17 protein-coding genes are annotated in these 19,582 nt (G+C 67.0%); 9 read left to right on the top strand and 8 right to left on the bottom strand.

Annotated elements, in window-relative coordinates; all coding sequences use genetic code 11:
• Nucleotides 1–100 precede the first annotated feature (100 nt).
• From ACXDF8_RS20305 to ACXDF8_RS20295, 3 genes are all read right to left on the bottom strand, one after another.
• Nucleotides 101–1,318 (bottom strand): lytic transglycosylase domain-containing protein, encoded by a 1,218-nt coding sequence (locus tag ACXDF8_RS20305; RefSeq protein ID WP_457225077.1) that lies wholly within the window; start codon nucleotides 1,316–1,318, stop codon nucleotides 101–103.
• Between the two features lie 90 nt (nucleotides 1,319–1,408).
• Nucleotides 1,409–1,945, bottom strand: a complete 537-nt coding sequence (locus ACXDF8_RS20300) for a DUF1003 domain-containing protein (protein WP_457225076.1) — start codon at nucleotides 1,943–1,945, stop codon at nucleotides 1,409–1,411.
• 31 nt (nucleotides 1,946–1,976) lie between these two features.
• Nucleotides 1,977–3,275 (bottom strand): magnesium transporter MgtE N-terminal domain-containing protein, encoded by a 1,299-nt coding sequence (locus tag ACXDF8_RS20295; RefSeq protein WP_457225075.1) that lies wholly within the window; start codon nucleotides 3,273–3,275, stop codon nucleotides 1,977–1,979.
• Nucleotides 3,276–3,299: 24 nt separating this feature from the next.
• Here ACXDF8_RS20295 and ACXDF8_RS20290 point away from each other — a divergent pair, with 24 nt between their 5' ends.
• Entirely contained in the window at nucleotides 3,300–4,268 is a 969-nt protein-coding gene (locus ACXDF8_RS20290) for an HpcH/HpaI aldolase/citrate lyase family protein (protein WP_457225074.1), read from the top strand.
• Here the strand turns inward: ACXDF8_RS20290 and ACXDF8_RS20285 are convergent.
• Both ACXDF8_RS20285 and ACXDF8_RS20280 read right to left on the bottom strand, forming a co-directional pair.
• A complete protein-coding gene (locus tag ACXDF8_RS20285) occupies nucleotides 4,265–4,735 on the bottom strand; it encodes a DUF4190 domain-containing protein (RefSeq protein ID WP_457225073.1) in 471 nt (156 codons plus the stop codon). The two genes, ACXDF8_RS20290 and ACXDF8_RS20285, sit on opposite strands and share 4 nt — an antisense overlap.
• A gap of 4 nt (nucleotides 4,736–4,739) precedes the next feature.
• The gene (locus ACXDF8_RS20280) at nucleotides 4,740–5,360 is read right to left on the bottom strand and encodes a DUF4190 domain-containing protein (protein WP_457225072.1); all 621 of its coding nucleotides are present in this window, start codon (nucleotides 5,358–5,360) and stop codon (nucleotides 4,740–4,742) included.
• A gap of 150 nt (nucleotides 5,361–5,510) precedes the next feature.
• Between ACXDF8_RS20280 and ACXDF8_RS20275 the strand changes: the two genes are divergently transcribed.
• The 6 genes from ACXDF8_RS20275 (at nucleotide 5,511) to ACXDF8_RS20250 (ending at nucleotide 11,129) form a co-directional block, all read left to right on the top strand.
• The gene (locus ACXDF8_RS20275) at nucleotides 5,511–6,029 is read left to right on the top strand and encodes a YflT domain-containing protein (protein WP_457225071.1); all 519 of its coding nucleotides are present in this window, start codon (nucleotides 5,511–5,513) and stop codon (nucleotides 6,027–6,029) included.
• Between the two features lie 189 nt (nucleotides 6,030–6,218).
• Nucleotides 6,219–7,616 carry an ABC transporter substrate-binding protein gene (locus tag ACXDF8_RS20270; RefSeq protein WP_457225119.1) on the top strand — a complete coding sequence of 466 codons (1,398 nt, stop codon included), beginning with the start codon at nucleotides 6,219–6,221 and terminating at the stop codon, nucleotides 7,614–7,616.
• Nucleotides 7,613–8,512, top strand: coding sequence for a carbohydrate ABC transporter permease (locus ACXDF8_RS20265; RefSeq protein ID WP_457225070.1), 900 nt, complete (start codon nucleotides 7,613–7,615; stop codon nucleotides 8,510–8,512). Before ACXDF8_RS20270 ends, ACXDF8_RS20265 begins: the two co-directional genes overlap by 4 nt.
• Nucleotides 8,513–8,515: 3 nt before the next feature.
• Nucleotides 8,516–9,352 carry a carbohydrate ABC transporter permease gene (locus ACXDF8_RS20260; RefSeq protein ID WP_457225069.1) on the top strand — a complete coding sequence of 279 codons (837 nt, stop codon included), beginning with the start codon at nucleotides 8,516–8,518 and terminating at the stop codon, nucleotides 9,350–9,352.
• An 11-nt stretch (nucleotides 9,353–9,363) separates the two neighbouring features.
• Nucleotides 9,364–10,536 carry an ABC transporter ATP-binding protein gene (locus ACXDF8_RS20255; RefSeq protein ID WP_457225068.1) on the top strand — a complete coding sequence of 391 codons (1,173 nt, stop codon included), beginning with the start codon at nucleotides 9,364–9,366 and terminating at the stop codon, nucleotides 10,534–10,536.
• Nucleotides 10,533–11,129, top strand: a complete 597-nt coding sequence (locus tag ACXDF8_RS20250) for a suppressor of fused domain protein (protein WP_457225067.1) — start codon at nucleotides 10,533–10,535, stop codon at nucleotides 11,127–11,129. Before ACXDF8_RS20255 ends, ACXDF8_RS20250 begins: the two co-directional genes overlap by 4 nt.
• An 87-nt stretch (nucleotides 11,130–11,216) precedes the next feature.
• On the opposite strand, the gene ACXDF8_RS20245 is transcribed toward ACXDF8_RS20250, so the two are convergent.
• From ACXDF8_RS20245 to ACXDF8_RS20235, 3 genes are all read right to left on the bottom strand, one after another.
• Nucleotides 11,217–13,994, bottom strand: coding sequence for a YVTN family beta-propeller repeat protein (locus tag ACXDF8_RS20245; protein WP_457225066.1), 2,778 nt, complete (start codon nucleotides 13,992–13,994; stop codon nucleotides 11,217–11,219).
• Between the two features lie 834 nt (nucleotides 13,995–14,828).
• On the bottom strand, nucleotides 14,829–15,584 hold the full coding sequence (locus tag ACXDF8_RS20240; RefSeq protein WP_457225118.1) for a cadherin-like domain-containing protein: 756 nt from the start codon (nucleotides 15,582–15,584) through the stop codon (nucleotides 14,829–14,831).
• 715 nt (nucleotides 15,585–16,299) lie between these two features.
• A complete protein-coding gene (locus tag ACXDF8_RS20235; RefSeq protein WP_457225065.1) occupies nucleotides 16,300–17,409 on the bottom strand; it encodes a magnesium and cobalt transport protein CorA in 1,110 nt (369 codons plus the stop codon).
• A gap of 148 nt (nucleotides 17,410–17,557) precedes the next feature.
• Between ACXDF8_RS20235 and ACXDF8_RS20230 the strand changes: the two genes are divergently transcribed.
• Both ACXDF8_RS20230 and ACXDF8_RS20225 read left to right on the top strand, forming a co-directional pair.
• Nucleotides 17,558–18,715 (top strand): NAD(P)-dependent malic enzyme, encoded by a 1,158-nt coding sequence (locus ACXDF8_RS20230; RefSeq protein ID WP_457225117.1) that lies wholly within the window; start codon nucleotides 17,558–17,560, stop codon nucleotides 18,713–18,715.
• Between the two features lie 13 nt (nucleotides 18,716–18,728).
• Entirely contained in the window at nucleotides 18,729–19,577 is an 849-nt protein-coding gene (locus ACXDF8_RS20225; RefSeq protein ID WP_457225064.1) for a glycine betaine ABC transporter substrate-binding protein, read from the top strand.
• Nucleotides 19,578–19,582: the final 5 nt, after the last annotated feature.

The raw sequence follows: 19,582 nt of genomic DNA, 5'->3' as shown, positions 1-19,582 counted from the left end.
GCTGAGTCTAGGCGTCGCGTCGGACCGCACTTCGCCGAGCATCGCGCCAGCGCACCGTTCGATGTCGAGCGTCGCACCAGACTGCCGGGCGGGGACGGTGTCAGCTGGCGGGGCCGGGAAGTGCGCCGTGCACGGCCGGTAGCGGCGCGACCGGTGCCGCCGGTGCCGCCGGTGCGGGCTCGGGTGCAGGAGGAGGCGGCGGCAGCAACCACGGCGGTTGCCAGGGCGGCGGTGCATCGTTGGGTGCAGCCTGCTCCGGCTCGGCAGCCACCGGCGGCGGGGCCTGCGAGCCCAGGCAGATCACCTGGCAGGGCGCCTGCGGCAGCGCGCCGACCGGCCCCGGCAGCGGGCCGAGGGCCAACTGCCCGGCCGTCTCGCTGTTGCCCAGGTTCAGCTGTGTGAGCGGGTCGGTCGACGGCAGGCCGATCGCGTTGAGCGGCAGGCCGGGGCCCAGACCTTCGGGTGCGTCCAGGTGCGCATCGCCGATGGCCGGTGCCGGGCCGACGATCGGGGGCAGGTCCACCGGCGCGACCCCAGTGGCGTACGCCGCCGCCCAGCCCAGCACGTTCTGGGCGTAGGCCATCGAGTTGTTGTAGCGCAGGATCGCGGTGAGGACCTGCGACTGGTTGCGCAGGTTGAGTCCGCCGCTGCACAGGTAGCGGGCCGCGGCCAGGGCCGCGTCGTAGACGTTCTGCGGGTCGGCCTTGCCGTCGCCGTCGCCGTCGGCGGCGTAGCGCGACCAGGTGCCCGGCAGGAACTGCATTGGGCCCATCGCCCGCGCGTAGACGGGGCGCCCGGCCTGCACGGTCTGGACGATCACCTCGTTGCCGGCCAGCGTGCCGTCCAGGGACGGGCCGTAGATGGGGCTGATCGCGGTACCGCGCGCGTCGGTCGCGCCGCCGTTGGCGTGCCCCGATTCGATGCGGCCGATGCCGGCCAGCAGGTTCCAGCTCAAGCCGCACCCTGGGGCGGCGACGGCCATCGCCTGCTCGGCGTTGCGGTAGGCGGCCAGTGCCACGGCCGGAATGCGCATGGAGCCCGGTGAACTCACCACTATTGCCGGCGGCGGGGCGGAAACCGTCGCCGCCGCGAAGTGGAAGTTGGTGGGCTGCTTGGTCAGCGCGACGACGCTGGGGCCCGAGGTATCAACCTGGCTGGGCGCGACCGCCGCCAGCGGGGTGACTTCGGTGTTGATGACAGGAGCACCGGGCAGATCGGGCGCCGCGCTCACGGCGCCGGCAAGGACGACCGGCGTGAGCACGACGACGCCGAACGCTGGAGTCCGCACCAACCGGCTGACGCGGTTTCCTATGCCCACTCGTCCGTCCTCAACAGAAAGCTCTAGTGCCGTGAACCACGTCACCATACATACCTTCGTGACACCAGAGGTATCCATTCGTCACCTTGGTCACGAACCGGACTTCTTCGATTTACGTTCGGAGTTGTCGGGCTTGGCGGCACCGGGCGCCTCGGGCTGCAGTGACACCAGCAGTTCGCGGAGCTCCTCGAGTTCACGGCGCAGATAATCGCGGGTCGCGACCTCGCCGACCGCCAGCCGCAGCGAGGCTAGCTCGCGGGCGAGGAATTCGGTGTCGGCCTTGGTCTGCTCGGCCCGTCTGCGGTCTTCCTCCAGGGTGACCCGGTCGCGGTTCTCCTGCCGGTTCTGCGCCAGCAGGATCAACGGCGCGGCGTAGGCCGCCTGGGTGGAGAAGGCGAGATTGAGCAGGATGAAGGGGTAGGGGTCCCACCGCAGGCTCACGGCGAAAAGATTCAGCGAGATCCAGACCACGACGAGGATGGTCTGCCAGGCCAGGTAGCGGCCGGTGCCCAGGAAACGGGCGATCGATTCGCTGAACCGGCCGATCGCTTCGGCGTCGACGTTGACCTGGAACCGTCGCGACGGGCGCGGAGTGTCCAGCCGCTGGCGCGCGGACACTTCACTCATGCGCGATCCGCCTTCGCTTCTCGCTGGACGCTCATGTCGTGCTCTCTGCGTTGCCGGACAGCTGCGGATCCTCGAAGCTCTCCCGCCAGTCGTCGGGCAACAGATGGTCGAGCACGTCATCGACGGTCACCGCACCGAGCAGATGGTTCTCGTCGTCGACGACCGGACCGCAGACCAGATTGTAGGCGGCGAAATACCGGGTCACTCCGGCCAGCGAGGTGTCCGGCACGAGGCTGGGCAGATCGGTGTCGACGATGCCGCTGACCAGGTTGGCGGGTGGTTCGCGCAGCAGCGCCTGCAGGTGCACGCAACCCAGGTAGCGACCGGTGGGGGTGGCAGTCGGCGGGCGCACGACGAACACCAGCGAGGACAGTGCCGGGGTCAGGTCCGGGTCGCGGACGCGGGCCAGTGCCTCGGCGACGGTGGTGTCCGGTGCGACCACCACCGGATCAGAGGTCATCAGGCCGCCCGCGGTGTCGGGTGAGTGGCTCAACAGTCGTCGCACCGGCTCGGAGTCCTCCGGGTCCATCCTGCGCAGCAGCACCTCCGCCTCGGTCGGGTTGAGCACGCCGAGGAGGTCGGCGGCGTCGTCGGGATCCATCGCCTCCAGCACGTCGGCCGCCCGTTCGGTGTCCAGCTGCAGCAGCAGCACCGTCTGGTCGTCCTCGGGTAGCTCCTGCAGCACGTCGGCCAGCCGCTCGTCGTCGAGCGCGTTGATCACCTCGGTGCGGCGTTTGGCCGGCAGGTCGCGGATCGCGTCGGCGACCTCGATCGGCCGTTGGCCCTCGAACTGGTGCAGCAGCTGCGCGACCCCCTGGCCCGGCATCGCCAGCGCCGAGGGCGTCAGTCCCGTCACGTTCTGCCAGTCCACGACCTGCACCGCCGAGCGCCGACCAAGCCGGCGTTGACTGCGCACCGCCACCCGGGTCACCACCCAGTCCCGCGACCGGACCTGTTCGATGCCCAGGTCGACGACCACCACGTCCACCCCGGCCAGCTGCGTGAGTTCCGGATCGTTGACCCGCACCCGGCTGTCCAGGACCTGGCCCAGCACCAGGACCTCACCGGGCCGCTGGGCGAACCGGCGCAGCGACACGTTGCCGGTGTTGAGCGTCACCGCGTTGGGTTCGATTGCCGTGACGCGCAGGATGGGCACGAAAATCCTTCGGCGCGTGAGCAATTCGATGACCAAACCGAGGACGCGCGGCTGCTGGCGCACGATGCTCATGCTGATCACGACGTCACGGACGCGGCCGAGGGATTCCCCGTCGGGCCCGAGTACGGCCAACCCCGCAAGCCTGGCCGCGTACACCCTGTTCACCGACGCCATAACTCAAAGGGTAGGAGTGTAGGCGTGGATAACGCCTATCGGCCCCGCCGAACGTGCCTGTCGGTTCCGGGCAGCAATCTCAAGATGATCGAGAAGGCCAAGGGGCTGCCCGCTGACGAGGTGTTCCTCGACCTCGAGGACGCGGTCGCCCCGGATGCCAAGGCGCAGGCGCGCCGACAGGTCGGCGCGGCCCTGGCTAGTCCCGGCTGGGCGGGTCAGCTGCGCGGCGTGCGGGTCAACGACTGGACCACCCCGTGGACGTACTCCGACGTGATCGACGTCGTGTCCGAGGTCGCGTCGTCGCCCACCGGCCACCTGGACGTCATCGTGCTGCCGAAGGTGAGCGACGCCGGCCATGTCCGTGCGCTGGATCTGCTGCTGACCCAGCTCGAGCGGACCCACGGCCTGCCGGTCGGGGGGATCGGTATCGACGCTCAGATCGAAGATGCCAAGGGGCTGACCAACATCCACGCGATCGCCGGTTCGCCGCGGGTGCAGGCGCTGGTGCTCGGCCCGGCGGATCTGATGGCCAGCCTCAACGTGCGCACGCTGGTGGTGGGGGAGCAGCCGCCGGGCTACGACGTCGGCGACGCCTATCACCATGTGCTGATGACCATCCTGGTCGCGGCGCGGGCACACGGCATCGCCGCGATCGACGGCCCGTACCTGAAGGTGCGTGACGTGGCGGCGTTCCGGCTGGTGGCCGGGCGTGCGGCGGCGCTGGGATACGACGGCAAGTGGGTGCTGCATCCCGACCAGATCGCCGCGGGCAACGAGATCTTCTCGCCGGCCCAGGACGAGTACGACCACGCCGAGCTGATCCTGGAGGCCTACCAATGGCATACCTCGACGGCGGGCGGTGCGCGCGGGGCGGTGATGCTCGGTGACGAGATGATCGACGAGGCCAGCCGCAAGATGGCGCTGGTGGTCGCGGGCAAGGGGCGTGCCGCCGGGATGGCGCGCCAGGGCAGCCGGTTCGTCCCGCCGAGCTAGTAGCGCGGATAGGTCCCCGGCGAGATGGTCGTGTTGGCCGCGATGACCACCACGAACGCGATGTAGACCACGACCAGCGCCAGAACCGCGGCACCGATCGCCACGCCGGCGACGGCCAGGCCGAAGCCGTCCTGGCCGGTCCGCTTGGTCTCGCGCATCGCGACGATCCCGAGGATGATGCCCGCGATCGACGGCAGGCCGCACAGCAGAAGTCCGGCCAGCGAGGTCACCAGTGCGGCGATGGCTTTGCCGTTGGTGCCCGGCGGCTTGGTCGGCCGGTAGGGGTCGTAGGGGTCGTAGGCATAGCCGGGGTAGGCCGGCGGATATGCATACGGCGCCGGATAGACCGGCGGCAGGCCCTGCGAATAGGTGGCCGGATAGCCCGGCGAATAGCTGGCCGGATAGTCGACCGGCGCGTAGGGGTCAGACGGCGGCGGGGTGCCCTCCGGCGGCGGGGGCTGCGTCATCGGGTCAGCTCCAGGCGTAGATCGCCCAGATCATGCTGATGATCAACGAGGCCACCCCGACGATGATCCCGGCCACCGCCAGTCCGTATCCGCTCTGGCGGGTCTTCTTGATCTGGTTGAGGGCGACGACGCCGAGCACGATGCCGACAATCGAGCCGATGCCGCACAGCACACCGATGACCGAGGCCACCAGCGAGCCGATGGCCAGCGTGTTGGTCCCCGCTTCGGGAGCCGGGTAGCCGAAGCCGCCCGGTTGGGGCGCTGCGCCGTACCCCGGCGGCGGCGGATAGCCGCCACCGTATTGCGGCGGCGGGTAGGCAGACGGCTCCGGATAGCCCGAGGGGCCGTAGCCGGCCGACGGGGCCGGCGGCGGCGGATAACCCGGCTGCTGGCCGTATCCGGGCGGCGGGTAACTCGGTGGGGGATAGCCCGACGGCGGAAATCCGCTCGGCGCCTCATATCCCGGATAGGCCGGTGGTGGCGGAGGCTGGTACCCGGGCGGCACGTCATAGCCCGCGGGTGCCTGCCCCTGCTCGATGGGCGGGGCCTCGTAGGTGCCTTCGGAAGGCCCCCGCTCACCCTCGTTCTGCGGCTTTTCGCCGGACTCACCGCCGGAAGCTGTCATGCTGTTCAACCTAGCGTATGTGCAGGTGGAGCGAGACTGGCTTCTCTGCCGGCACCAATGCCGGCGGCAGCACGTTGATCAGGTAGCAGTCCGCTTTGTGCGGAGGACAACACGCGACAAATGGCGCGTACGACAGGAGAATGAGCAGCTATGACCAGCCCCTTCCCACCCGGCCAGAATTCCGGCGGCTCGGCCGCCGCCTCCCGCCGCGGCCCGGTCGGTCTGCCGACCCCGCCGAAGGGCTGGCCGATCGGCTCCTACCCCACCTACGCCGAGGCTCAGAAGGCCGTCGACTACCTGTCCGACCAGCAGTTCCCGGTGCACCAGGTGACCATCGTCGGCGTCGACCTGATGCAGGTCGAACGCGTCACCGGTCGGCTGTCGTGGCCGAAGGTCCTCGGCGGCGGCGTGATCACCGGCGCGTGGCTGGGCATCTTCATCGGCCTGGTGCTCGGCTTCTTCAGTCCCAACCCGTGGGCCTCGCTGATCACCGGCGTGGTCGCCGGCGTCGTCTTCGGATTGATCACATCCGCCGTTCCGTATGCGATGGCCAAGGGCACAAGGGATTTCAGCTCCACCATGCAATTGGTGGCCGGCCGCTACGACGTGCTGTGCGATCCGCAGAGCGCCGAGCAGGCGCGGGACATGCTGGCACGCTTGACGATTTAGCGGCTGCCCGGCAGAGCGGCGCGGGTCACGATTGCGCCGCATACGGCGGGGGAGTGTTGCACATCACGCCGCTGGGGTTCTACGGTTTGCCCGCGGGGCTTTGCCCCGCCGTGCTGCGGCATGCGCCTGACCGGGGCGCTGTGGTGCGTGTCGAGAAGACGGGAGGCGGTCGTCGTGGCAAGCCCAGGCGTGCGCGCTCGGCGAGTGGGCGCGGCCGCGCTGGCCGCTCTGACATGCGCCTCATTGGTGTCCTCGTGCGGTTCCGCTGACAACGGTCTGGTCGTCAGCCTTTACACCCCGGCCAGTGAGTCGGGCACCTTCACCGCCGTCGCCAAGCGATGCAACGAAGAACTCGCCGGTCGCTTCCGCATCGAGCAGCGCAGCCTGCCCAAGGCCGCCGACGATCAGCGGCTGCAGCTCGCGCGCCGGCTCACCGGCAACGACCGGACACTGGACTTGATGGCTCTCGACGTGGTGTGGACCGCGGAGTTCGCCGAGGCTGGTTGGGCGTTGCCGCTTTCCGACGACCCCGAGGGCCGCGCCGAGGCCGACGCTGTCGACGACACACTGCCCGGGCCGCTGGACACCGCCAAGTGGCAGGGCAAGCTTTATGCCGCACCCGTGACTACCAACACCCAATTGCTCTGGTACCGAGCCGATTTGGTGGCCCCGCCGCCGGACACCTGGGACGCGATGGTGGCCGAGGCCACCCGGCTGCACGCCGAGGGGAAGCCCAGCTGGATCGCGGTGCAGGCGAAGCAGTACGAGGGCCTGGTGGTGTGGTTCAACACGCTGCTGGAAAGTGCGGGCGGACAGGTTCTTTCCGACGACGGCAAGACCGTCACGTTGACCGATACTCCCGAGCATCGGGCCGCGACGGTGAAAGCGCTGCAGATCATCAAGGCGGTGGCGACCGCTCCCGGCGCCGACCCGTCGGTGACCCAGACCGACGAGGGCACCGCCAGGCTCGCCCTCGAGCAAGGCAAGGCGGCGTTGGAGGTCAACTGGCCGTTCGTGTTCGCCTCGATGCTCGAGAACGCGGTCAAGGGCGGCGTACCGTTCCTGCCGCTCAACGACAAGCCCGAGTTGGCCGGAAGCATCAACGACGCCGGCACGTTCAGCCCCACCGACGACCAGTTCACGACGGCCTTCGACGCCTCCAAGGAGGTGTTCGGGTTCGCCCCGTACCCGGGCGTGATCGCCGGACAGCCGGCCCGGGTGACGCTGGGCGGGCTCAACCTCGCCGTGGCCAAGACCACCCGGCACCGCGCCGAGGCGTTCGAGGCGGTGCGCTGCATCCGCAACCTGGAGAACCAGAAGTACACCTCGATCGAGGGCGGCCTGCCCGCGGTGCGGACCTCGTTGTACTCCGATCCCGCGTTCCAGCAGAAGTATCCGCAGTACGCGATCATCCGCGATCAGCTGACCACGGCCGCGGTGCGCCCGGCGACCCCGAACTACCAGGCGGTGTCGACCCGAATCTCGGCGACGCTGGCGCCCATCACCGCGATCGACCCGGACAGGACCGCGGACGAGCTCACCGAGCAGGTGCAGAAGGCGATCGACGGTAAGGGGCTGATCCCATGACCACCGCCACCACTCGCGGCGACGACTGTCGTTCCCAGCGCAAGTTGGCCTACCTGCTCATCGCTCCCGCCGTCATCCTGATGCTGGCGGTGACCGCCTACCCGATCGTCTACGCGCTGTGGCTGAGTCTGCAGCGCTACAACCTGGCCAGCCCCAACGACACCAAATTCGTCTGGTTGGAGAACTACCAGACGATCTTGAGTGACAAGTACTGGTGGACAGCCTTTTTCATCACCGTCGTCATCACCGTGATCTCGGTGGCCGTCGAATTCGTGCTCGGCATGGCGCTGGCCCTGGTGATGCACCGCACGATCTTCGGAAAAGGTCTGGTGCGCACCGCAATCCTGATCCCGTACGGCATTGTTACCGTCGCCGCCTCCTACAGTTGGTACTACGCCTGGACGCCGGGAACCGGCTACCTGGCGAACCTGCTTCCCGACGGCAGCGCGCCGCTGACGCAACAGATCCCGTCGCTGGGAACCATCGTGCTGGCCGAGGTCTGGAAGACGACACCGTTCATGGCCCTGCTGTTGCTGGCGGGTCTGGCGCTGGTGCCCGAGGATCTGCTCAAAGCGGCCCAGATGGACGGTGCCGGACCGTGGACACGGCTGGTCAGGGTGACGCTGCCGCTGATCAAGCCCGCCATTCTGGTGGCGCTGCTCTTCCGGACGCTCGACGCGTTCCGCATCTTCGACAACATCTACGTGCTCACCGGCGGGTCGAACGACACGGCGTCAGTGTCGATCCTGGGCTACGACAACCTGTTCAAGGCGTTCAACCTCGGCCTAGGCTCGGCGATCAGCGTGCTGGTGTTCCTGTGCGTGGCGATCATCGCGTTCATCTTCATCAAGCTGTTCGGTGCCTCGGCACCCGGCGCGGACAACGAGGTGCGCTGAGAAATGTCGGAACGGGTGAGTACGCGCCGAACGGTGAGCTGGGTCGTCATCGACGTCCTCGTCGTGGTCTATGCGTTGCTCCCGGTGTTGTGGATCCTGAGCCTGTCGCTCAAGCCCACCTCCTCGGTCAAGGACGGCAAGCTGATTCCGGCCCAGATCACGTTCGACAACTACAAGGGCATCTTCACCGGCAACGCGTTCTCCTCGGCACTGGTCAACTCCATCGGCATCGGGTTGATCACCACAGTGATCGCCGTGGTGATCGGCGGGATGGCGGCCTACGCGGTGGCGCGGCTGGACTTCGCCGGCAAGAAGGCACTCGTAGGCGCCGCCCTGCTGATCGCGATGTTTCCCCAGATCTCGCTGGTGACACCGCTGTTCAACATCGAGCGCCGGCTCGGGCTGTTTGACACCTGGCCCGGCTTGATCATTCCCTACATCACCTTTGCGCTTCCGCTGGCGATCTACACGATGTCGGCGTTCTTCCGCGAGATCCCGTGGGACCTGGAGAAGGCCGCCAAGATGGATGGCGCCACACCGGCGCAGGCGTTTCGTCGGGTGATTGCGCCGCTCGCCGCGCCGGGCATTGTGACCGCGGCCATCCTGGTGTTCATCTTCGCGTGGAATGACCTGCTGCTGGCGCTGTCGCTGACCGCCACCGACGCCGCGATCACTGCGCCGGTGGCCATTGCGAACTTCACCGGCAGTTCGCAATTCGAGGAGCCGACCGGTTCCATCGCCGCGGGCGCGATGGTGATCACGATCCCGATCATCGTGTTTGTTCTGATTTTCCAACGACGGATCGTCGCCGGACTCACCTCCGGCGCGGTGAAGGGATAGCAGGGTTTGCCATGGCCGAGATCGTCCTGGACCACGTAACCAAGAGCTACCCCGACGGCGCGGTGGCCGTGAAGGACCTGAGCCTGACCATCGCCGACGGCGAGTTCATCATCCTGGTCGGCCCGTCGGGCTGCGGAAAGTCCACCACGCTGAACATGATTGCCGGCCTGGAGGAGATCAGCTCCGGCGAGTTGCGCATCGGTGGGGACCGGGTCAACGAGAAGGCACCTCGTGACCGTGACATCGCCATGGTGTTCCAGTCGTATGCGCTCTACCCCCACATGACCGTCCGGCAGAACATCGCGTTCCCGCTGACGCTGGCCAAGATGAGCAAGGCCGACATCGCGCAGAAGGTCGACGAGACCGCCAAAATCCTCGATCTGGGCGGGTTGCTGGACCGCAAGCCTTCGCAGCTGTCCGGTGGGCAGCGCCAGCGGGTGGCGATGGGACGGGCAATCGTGCGCCAGCCCAAGGCATTCCTGATGGATGAGCCGCTGAGCAACCTCGACGCAAAGCTGCGCGTGCAGATGCGTGGTGAGATCGCCCGGCTGCAGAAGCGACTGGGTACCACCACGGTCTATGTGACCCACGACCAGATCGAGGCGATGACGCTCGGCGACCGGGTGGTGGTGCTGCGGGCCGGTGAGGCGCAGCAGATCGGTACCCCCGCCGAACTTTACGAGCGGCCGACCAATCTCTTCGTCGCCGGCTTTATCGGCTCACCGGCGATGAACTTCTTCCCGGCCACGCTCACCGATATAGGTCTGCGGCTACCCTTCGGGGAGGTGACGCTGACCCAGGAGATCCAGGAAGTCATGCGCCGCCACCCGACGCCCGAGAACGTCATCGTCGGCATCCGCCCCGAGCACTTCGAGGACGCCGCGTTGCTCGACGTCTACGAGCGCATCCGGGCGCTGACCTTCGAGGTGACCGTCGACCTGGTCGAATCGCTGGGCGCGGACAAGTACGTGTACTTCAAGAATTCCGGTGACGGGGCCCGCTCCGCCCAGCTGGCCGAGTTGGCCGCCGAGTGGGGTGCAGGTGAGAACGAGTTTGTGGCAAGGCTTTCCGCTGATTCCAAGGCGGCCGCCGGCCAGCCCGTCGAATTGGCGTTCGACACCGCCAAGGTGCACATCTTCGACGCGGACAGCGGAGTGAACTTGACCATCCCGCCGCCTCAGTGACCCAGCCGCTCGAACCGGTCCGTGCTCACGTCCGCGCACACTTCACCGACGCCGGGATCGCGGCCGAGCCGGATTCGGCCAGTGTGACGTTCCTGGGCCTGGAGCGCCTCGAGGTCTTGCGGTTCGGCCCCACCCCGGATGGCGTGGCGCACTATGTGACACTTGGCTGTTCGCGGCACCCGATGGCCGAAGCGGCCTCCGGTGTGGCTGACCCCCTGCACGGTCCGCGGGCCGAGGTCACGTTGAGCCTGCGGACCACCACACCCACTCCTGGGCTGGCTCGCAGCCTGGCAGTGGTGGCGGCCACCCCTGCTGTGGAGGGTGTGGTGCTGGTCGCCGACGCGTTGATCGACCTGTCTGCGCCGCTGTGGGACGGTGCGGCGTTCACCGCTGTGCTGCTTGGTGATTCGGTGATCGCCGACCTTCCGCTGGACGCGCCCCGCGATCCGGTTCACTTCCTGGCAGCGGTACCGGTCACCCCGACCGAGGCGGCGTGGGTACGGCTCAAGGGCGCCGACGCCATGCGCCAGGCGTGGCTCGACGACGGTGTCGATGTGCTGGATCCGAATCGGCGGGCGTCGTCGCCGAGCTGAGCTGCGCGCAGCGAGGAACGAAACGGCCCACTCGCCCTGCGGGGACAGGGGAGTGGGCCGATCCGCGGTACTGGTTGACTGGTGTGCTCAGAGCGCCAATGCCGCTTGGCTTTCCGAAGCCGAGCCACCGATCGGTGTGGTCGTGAAGGTGTACACCGGCGAGCGGGTGGGGTCGGTGTCCGGGATGACGAAGGTGGCGCCGGACAGGGTGATCGTGGTGTTACCGAGCACCGCGGTGAGGTCACCAACCACCACGTGGGTGGGGTACTTACCGTAGGCCACCAGTTGTGATTGGGCGGGGATCGTCTCGGTGACCGTGCTGGTCACCGTGTTCGTCGTCGCCGTCGAGAATGTGTACTGCGCGCTGAGCTGAGCGTTGACCAGACCGAAGACCTTCGCCGATGCCTGGGCGCCGAGCTGCAGGCTCGTGGTCGTGGTCAGTGTCTTGGTGAGTGCGACCGCGTCGGTCGCGCTGTTCGGGGTGGCGTTGTTGACCGTCGTGATGTAGATCGGCGCCGTCATCCCGTCCGACACGCTGGTGGTCTTGAATACGCAACGTGCGGAGCTGGACGCACAGGCGTCCACGAACCGTTGCGCGATAGCGTCGCTGGCGGCCACTGAGACAACGGTGTTCGGTGCGTCGAGGAAGTCGACCTCGGTGGACGCGTAGGACGCATTGCAGGAGCCGTTGCCTCCGGAGTGTGCACAGGCGGTCGACGCGACCTTGGTGGGGCTTAAGGGGCTCGACAACAGCGCCGACCCGAGCAGCGATGCGGTCCAGGTCTCACCGCTGGACGAATCGTAGGTCAACTCCACGTCATCCTGATCTACCCAGTTTGTGTTCACCTCGACGTGCGTCGATTCTCCCGGCAGTAGAGTGTCACCCGGCGCCGGCCCACCGAACTGTGGACGGTCGGCACTGTCGTAGCCGGTGAACGTCAGTGTGTACTGCGTCAGGTTGTAGATATCGAATCCTTGTGAGCCCAAGCTGGAATCAGCCTCCCAGTTGGACCCGGGCTGGAAGTAGATGTCGGTGGTGTTGCCGGTGCTGCAGGTACCGATGCCCCCCGAGTGGGCGCACGCCGCCGACGCGGGATCTGACGAGTAAAGAAAGCCGACCCCGACTGTGAAGCCGTACATCTGGGCGGTGTAGGTCTCGCCGGTGGACTGGTCGGTGTAGACGGCCTGGACTTGTTCCTGGTCGACAAAGCGGCTGTTGATCTCGAAGTGGGCGCTTGCGCCCGGGGCCAGGGTACTGCCGATCTCGGGGCCACCCTGTTGCGGCCGGTCGCTGCCGACGAATCCGGTCAGCGTCAGCGTCGCGGTGGTGTTGTTGGTGACGTTGAATCCGGTGGTGCCCCAAGTCGATGGCGACTCATAGCCGCTGTCGTTGTCAGCGACTGATGCAACGCTCGACGCCGTCGCATGCGTGCCGGTCGAGATCGTCGTCGGGACTGCGATGTACTCGGTAGTGGGTTCATCCGTCATAGCGGAGCCTTCCGCCATGGCGGAGTCTTCCGTCATAGTCGGGTCTTTCGTCATAGGTGCCGATGTGCCGAGCCAATCCACGATCGGGATCGAGACGATGGATCCGTCCCAGGTGTGGGCCACGATCAGATTGGTCCCATCCACGGCAAGTCCGCCGGGCCCGTCTCCGACCGCGAGCGCATCGATCGCCGCGGATGTCGGGTCGGTGTCGGCGACGGTGTCTGTCTTGGTGTCTATGACCGTGACCGAGTCGTAGCCGCGGTTGGCGACGAATGCCAGTCGGCCATCAGCGCTGAACGTCACCGCAATCGGGAATTCGCCGACGGCGATCGGGCCGCCGACGACGGCGTTCGTGGCCATGTCGATAACCGAGACGGTGCCGTCGCCGTCGATGGATGGGGAGCCGGTGTTGGTGACGTAGGCTTTTCCGTTGCTGGCGTTGACCGCGATGGCGGTGGGAGCGTCACCGACCGCGATGGTGGCGGTCACGGTATTGGTGGCGATGTCGATGACTGACACGGTGTCGCTGTACTCGTTGGTTACGTATAGACGGCCGCCGGCCGCATCGACAGCAACCCCGTATGGCCGGGAGCCCACAGTGATCGACTTCGCGATCTTTCCGGATGCGGTGTCGATGACGGACACTCGGTTCTGCGTGCTGTTGGTGACGTAAATGTGGGCACCATCGGGGCCCACCGCGATCCCGGTGGGGTTGCCACCGAGTGCGATCGGGTCGGCGACGGTGGTCATGGTGGTGGTGTCGATGACCGAGATCGTGTGGTCGTCGGAGTTGACGACGTAGGCACGGGTGCCGTCGGGACTCAGGGCGATGCTGTAGGGCGAGGCGCCGACCCGGATGGCGCCAATGGGGTCGTTGGTGGCGGCGTCGTATACCTTGACCGAATTGCTTTGGGCATCGACGATGTACATGCGTTTGCCGTCAGCGCTCGTGGCCACCGCGACCGGTAAGCTGCCGACGCTCATCGCATCGCCGGCGTCCACGGTCAAGGAGACCGGCACAGTGACGGTTCCGTTTCCGTGGAACAGGTGCAGATGGTTTCCGGTGTCGGTGATCCGGACCAGGAAACTGTCGGTACCGCCCGCGTCAGTTGTCGCTTCGGTGGGGGTGTAGGTGAACGTGCCGTCATCGTTGACCACCACTGCGCCATGAGCGGGCCCGGTGACTACGGCGTAGCTGAGAGGATCGCTTTCGGCATCGGCAGCACCGAGAGTGCCGGTGACGGTGCCTTCGGGATTCTCGCCGAACAGCAGAGGTGCGCCGGTCGGCGAGCTGTTGAACAGTGCGGCGTTGATCTGGCGGCGGGTACGGTCGATAGCAGCATCGAGCTCGCGGCCGGCCCAGGCGAGTACGGTCACCACCAGCGGCTCACCAGGGCGGGGCGTCAGCGGACTGCCCGGTCCGAACTGGGCTACCCTGTTGAGAGCCGTGTTTGGTGTTGATGCACTGAGCTTTCCGGTCGTTGCAGCCGAGACGTTAGAGGCCGCGACCTGATCAGAGGTCGCCGATGAAACATCCTCAACCGATGGCGAATTCGTTGTCGAGACCGAGTCTGCTGCCTGTCGGCGCAGGGTACCTGTCATCGCTTTGTTGACCATGCTGACTGATGTCGTCAGCGTCACCGAACCGGTTGGTGACGCCGGTGCACCGGCGGAGGCGGACCCGGAAGGGGCGACAGCCAGGCGGGACGACTTACGTGATTTGCGGACGGCCGATCGAGCAGCACCGGCCCTGGCCGACTTGGCCTTTCCGTGTGAGGCCTTCGTCGGCGCGGAACCGGATGCGCCGGTATCGGCGCTCGCAACGCCCGCACCTGATGCCAGGGCGACGCCCACTCCGAGGGACACGGCCAATGCGCCCACTCGACCCACCAGTTTCGTTGCAACCACGGTCTTCCCCTTTCGTCTCGGCGTTGTATCCATGATCGTCTCCTTTTATGTTGGCGCGCAGAGTCTTTCGTTCCTAAAACCTATGTCCCGTCAGGGGCACTAGCTAGAGTCGCGAGCGAGGTTTTTCTCTCCTGTAAGTAGATGTGCAGATGGTCGCTACTGACAATCGGGCAGATCGTGGCGCGGGCGCATGCCTGGGCCTTCGGATCGCCAACTCACCGCATGTGCGACCACCAGCGCTGGGCATGCCTGCAGCTGCCGGAGATAGGCGAACGGAACTGTGCCACAGTCAATACCGATGGACTAGGTCTGGACTTCAGCATCGCGCCCGGTGTTGATGACTGTGATGGTGTTGTCGATGACGTTGGCGACGTACAGGGTGGTGGCGTCGCGGCTCAGTACCAGCCCCTTCGGGCGGCTGACCGCGGTGATCGAGGCGACCACGGTCGGACCGGCTGCGCGCACCGTGACAGTCACAGTGGCCGGCGGGCTGGTCCCGCCGATGGCGTCGGTAACCGTGTAGGTGAATGTGTCGGTCCCAGTGAAGGTTGCTGCTGGGGCGTAGGTGTAGCTGTCATCGGCGTTGCTCGTCAGGGTGCCGTGAGAGGGCTCGGTGACTGAATTGACGATCAGCGCATCACCATCGGCGTCAACGTCGTTGCTCGAGAGTTGGGCGGCAGCGATGGTCAACGGAGTGTCCTGGTCGGTCGTGAAGGCGTCATCAGTGATGGTGGGGGCGTGGTTGATGGGTTCGACGGTGACGGTGATGGTGTCGGTGCTGGGGAGCGCGGGCGGGGCAGTCAGCCCGCGGCGGGCCAGGCCCATAGTGATCCCGTCGAGGAATCGATCCAGCGTGTGGTTGTGCCAAGGGTTTGCGGTCATGTCGGTGGCCGTGACGGTGAAGCTGTCGCTGCCACCGACGTGGGCGTACGAGGGATCAGGGGTGTAGGTGTAGTTACCGTCTTCGGACACGGTGACACTGCCGTGTTGAGGAGTGGCGGTAACCCGGTCGGCCGCGAGTTGAAGTACGTGTAGTGGAAGCGGCGCACGCCGATCCAGGCCCCGGCGACCAGGTCCGAAACCGGCGCATCGGGCACCGGCAGCCTAGACCCCAGATCTGCCAGACCAGCCCAGTTCAGTGCCTCGGTGACAATCGCTTTCTGGGTCACCGGTGCGCTGATCGGTGTGGGATAAGCGGGCCGGATCGACCTCGCCGCCGTCGTGGCTCGACTGCTCGTCGATGTCGATACATCGGGGCGCTTGGCTATGACACGAGTGGCTGAGTCGACGCTTCGGCCGGGCTTCGTGGTCTTGGTGTGGGACCGGGTTGCCCCATTCGCGCTGCGCGAGGTATGCGCCGACTTCGCATTCGAGCCGCCCCCCGTCGTCGAAGCGCTGTCGGCTGAGGCGACCGCGGGCGCGGCCAGCAGTGCCGCGCCTAGACCCGTTGCTGCCGTGCCGATCTGGAGCCAACGCAACACAGGTAGGTCGCGCTTGTGACGTCCACGACTCAGCGACTGATTCCGCGACGGCGTAGCCACGATTGCTGCCCCAATCTGTGCATTCTGGACGTTTGGAATTCATTGACGCACAGAAACGATTGACCTGTGAATGGCCAAGCAAAAGGAGACAGCAAATATTTACGCGCGGTTCGTGCTCGAGACACGTCACAAACTAACTGGCTAAGCAAGGACTTCCGGCTCGCGCAGCTGATGGTCGGGTTCACTGCGGCAAAAGCTTGGTCCGTACCAATCGAGGCGCAGCCGGACAGCTTTCAGAGCCAGTGGTTACGGCGGAAGTTGAAGTACAGGAACCCACACACCGCCGCCATCAGCGCCAGGACCGCGGGATAGCCGTACGCCCATGACAACTCGGGCATGTGCTCGAAGTTCATGCCGTAGATGCCGGCGATCATGGTGGGCACCGCGGCGATGGCCACCCATGCCGAAATCTTGCGCATGTCGAGGTTCTGCTGCAGGCCCACCTTCGCCAGTTCGGCCTGAACCAGCGAGCTGAGCAGCTCGTCGTAGCTGGCGATCTGGTCACCGGCCTGGCTCTGCAGGCTCAGCGCGTCGCGCATGTAACGGGTGACTTCCTTGGTCATCAGGTCTTTGTGATCGGTGGTGATCTTCTGCAGCGCGGCGGTCAGCGGTCCGACCGCGCGGCGCATCTCGACCACTTCGCGCTTGAGCATGTAGATCTGCGCGATGTCGGTCTTCAGGTCGGGGGAGAAGGCCTCTTCTTCGATGGTGTCGATGTCGCACTCCATCAGCCGCGCCACGTCGAGGTAGCTCTCCACCACGTGCTCGGCGATCGCGTGCATCACGGCGTAGGGGCCTAACGCGAGCTGGCTCTGCTCGGCCTCGAGTTTGTGGCGCAGCCCGGCCAGGCCACTGTGGTCGCCGTGGCGGACCGTCACGACATAGTCGGCGCCGACGAACACCATGATCTCGCCAGTCTCGACGATCTGGCGGGCCTGAGCGACGGATTCGTGCGGCACGTACTTCACCGTCTTGACGATGAGGAACAGGGCGTCGTCGTAGCGCTCCACCTTGGGCCGCTGGTGGGCGTGCACGGCGTCCTCGACGGCGATCGGGTGCAAGTTGAAGGTGTGCGCCACCGATTCCATCTGGTGCTCGTCGGGTTCGTGCAATCCCAGCCACACGAACGCCTTCTGGCCACCGGCGCTCAGCTCGTGCACCCGGGCAAGTGCCGCGGCGTGGGTGTACTTGCCCGGCAGACGTTCACCCTCGACGTAGATCGCACAGTCCACCATCGCCCGGGCGACGGGGACATGGATGCGTCGGGCGTCGACGTCGGTCTGAGAGCCGACGCCGCGGGCTGAGCCCAGCAACGACGGCGGCAAAGCGCGAAACGACGGCATGATGCGACCTCCCCTCACGCAACGGCCGGGCCCCACCGGACCCGCGCAAAATGCTACGCGCCAGTAGTGTCGACGGTGAACTTCACGGTGGGGGAACACCGTCTGGTGAGGTTCGGGGGCGAGTACCCTGACCGCCGTGTCTGAAACGATGCGTACCCCCCACCTCGTCATCGACGACGAGGATATCTTCGCCGCCCACCTCGGCGGCAAGCTGTCCGTCGAGCTGAAGGCGCCGCTGGACACTCAGCGCGCGCTGTCGATCGCCTACACCCCCGGCGTCGCTCAGGTGAGCCGGGCGATCGCCGCCGACCACACCCTCGCCGAGCGCTACACCTGGGCCAATCGGCTGGTCGCGGTGGTCAGCGACGGAAGCGCAGTGCTCGGCCTCGGCGACATCGGCCCCGCCGCCTCGCTGCCGGTCATGGAGGGCAAGGCCGCGCTGTTCAAGACGTTCGGCGGGCTGAATTCGATCCCGATCGTGCTCGACACCAAGGACCCCGACGAGATCGTCGAGACGTTGATCCGGCTGCGGCCCACGTTCGGGGCGGTCAACCTCGAAGACATCTCCGCACCGCGGTGCTTCGAGATCGAGCGGCGCGTCATCGAGGCGCTGGACTGCCCGGTGATGCACGACGACCAGCACGGCACCGCCATCGTCGTGCTCGCGGCCCTGCTGGGCGCGACCAAGGTCCTGGGCCGCGACATGAGTTCGCTGCGCCTGGTGGTCTCCGGGGCCGGCGCCGCCGGCGTCGCCTGCACGAAGATCCTGCTGGCCGCCGGCCTGACGCACATCACGGTGCTCGACTCGCAGGGCATCGTGCACAGCGGCCGGGGCAACCTCAATTCGTTCAAGCAGGAACTGGCCGAGATCACCAACCCGGAGGGGCGCACCGGCGGATTGGCCGAAGCGCTCGACGGTGCCGACGCCTTCCTCGGGGTATCGGCCGGTTTGGTGCCCGAGGAGCTGATCGCGACGATGGCCCCGGGCGGCATCGTCTTCGCGCTGTCCAACCCCGATCCCGAGATCCATCCGGACGCGGCGCGCAAGCACGCGGCGATCGTGGCGACCGGTCGAAGTGACTTCCCCAACCAGATCAACAACGTGCTGGCCTTCCCCGGGGTGTTCCGAGGTGCGCTGGACGCCGGCGCGCGGCGCATCACGGAGAAGATGAAAGTCGCGGCGGCCGAGGCGATCTTCTCCGTCGTGGGCGACGACCTGGCAGCCGACCACATCGTCCCGAGCCCGCTGGATCCGCGGGTGGGCCCGGCGGTGGCCGCCGCGGTCGCCGCTGCTGCCGACGTCTGAGCGAGCGATCCTGATGCCGACGACGATTCGCCGGCTGCTGCCGGGGCTGGTGGCGCTGCTGGTCGTCGCCTGTGCCGCGCCGCCGCCCGCCCCGTCGTTGGCCGTGGGGACGACGGCCGATCCCGAGACGACGCTGCTGGCCAACCTGTACGCGGCGGGGTTGCGCTCCTACGGCACCGGCGCCCAGGTGCGAACCGTCGAGAATCCGCTTTCTGCATTGGATTCCGGCGACGTCAGCGTCGTACCCGGCTTCACCGGTCGGTTGCTGCAGACCTTTGCACCGGGCACGGCCGTCCGCTCGGACGAGCAGGTTTACCGGGCGCTGCTCGGGGTGTTGCCCGAAGGGGTCGCCGCCGGTGACTACACGACCGGAGCCGAGGACAAGCCGGCGCTCGCGGTCACCGACGCGACCGCCGCGGCCTGGGGCAGTCGCGACCTGAGCGCCCTGGTGCGCCACTGTGCGGGACTGCGGATCGGGGCGGTCGCCGGTGCGCGGTGGCTTCCGACCGCGGTGGGCAGCTGCACCCTGCCGCCGGCGCGCGAGTTCCCCGACAAGGCAGCCATGTTCGCGGCGGTGCGCGCCGGTGTCGTCACGGCGGGATGGACCGGCACCGCCGACAACGGTGTACCCGGCGACCTGGTCGTACTGGCCGACGGCAAGCCGGCACTGGTGCAGGCCGAGAACATCGTGCCGCTCTACCGACGCAACGAACTCGACCAGCAACAGATCCGCGCGGTCAACGAACTCGCCGGAGTCTTGGACACCGGCTCACTGGTGGACATGCGTCGCCAGGTGGCCGAGGGCGCCGATCCGCGAACGGTGGCCGAGGAGTGGTTGTCCGCACACCCGTTGGGGCGCTGACGCTC

Source organism: Mycolicibacterium sp. CBM1, from assembly GCF_054073305.1.
This window is presented reverse-complemented; position numbering and strand designations above follow the sequence as displayed.

Coding starts and splice junctions, on each gene's coding strand:
- ACXDF8_RS20300 (WP_457225076.1), bottom strand. CDS start 1,945: ATGAGTGAAGTGTCCGCGCGCCAGCGGCTGGACACTCCGCGCCCGTCG.
- ACXDF8_RS20295 (WP_457225075.1), bottom strand. CDS start 3,275: ATGGCGTCGGTGAACAGGGTGTACGCGGCCAGGCTTGCGGGGTTGGCC.
- ACXDF8_RS20285 (WP_457225073.1), bottom strand. CDS start 4,735: ATGACGCAGCCCCCGCCGCCGGAGGGCACCCCGCCGCCGTCTGACCCC.
- ACXDF8_RS20280 (WP_457225072.1), bottom strand. CDS start 5,360: ATGACAGCTTCCGGCGGTGAGTCCGGCGAAAAGCCGCAGAACGAGGGT.
- ACXDF8_RS20275 (WP_457225071.1), top strand. CDS start 5,511: ATGACCAGCCCCTTCCCACCCGGCCAGAATTCCGGCGGCTCGGCCGCC.
- ACXDF8_RS20265 (WP_457225070.1), top strand. CDS start 7,613: ATGACCACCGCCACCACTCGCGGCGACGACTGTCGTTCCCAGCGCAAG.
- ACXDF8_RS20260 (WP_457225069.1), top strand. CDS start 8,516: ATGTCGGAACGGGTGAGTACGCGCCGAACGGTGAGCTGGGTCGTCATC.
- ACXDF8_RS20255 (WP_457225068.1), top strand. CDS start 9,364: ATGGCCGAGATCGTCCTGGACCACGTAACCAAGAGCTACCCCGACGGC.
- ACXDF8_RS20235 (WP_457225065.1), bottom strand. CDS start 17,409: ATGCCGTCGTTTCGCGCTTTGCCGCCGTCGTTGCTGGGCTCAGCCCGC.
- ACXDF8_RS20230 (WP_457225117.1), top strand. CDS start 17,558: ATGCGTACCCCCCACCTCGTCATCGACGACGAGGATATCTTCGCCGCC.
- ACXDF8_RS20225 (WP_457225064.1), top strand. CDS start 18,729: ATGCCGACGACGATTCGCCGGCTGCTGCCGGGGCTGGTGGCGCTGCTG.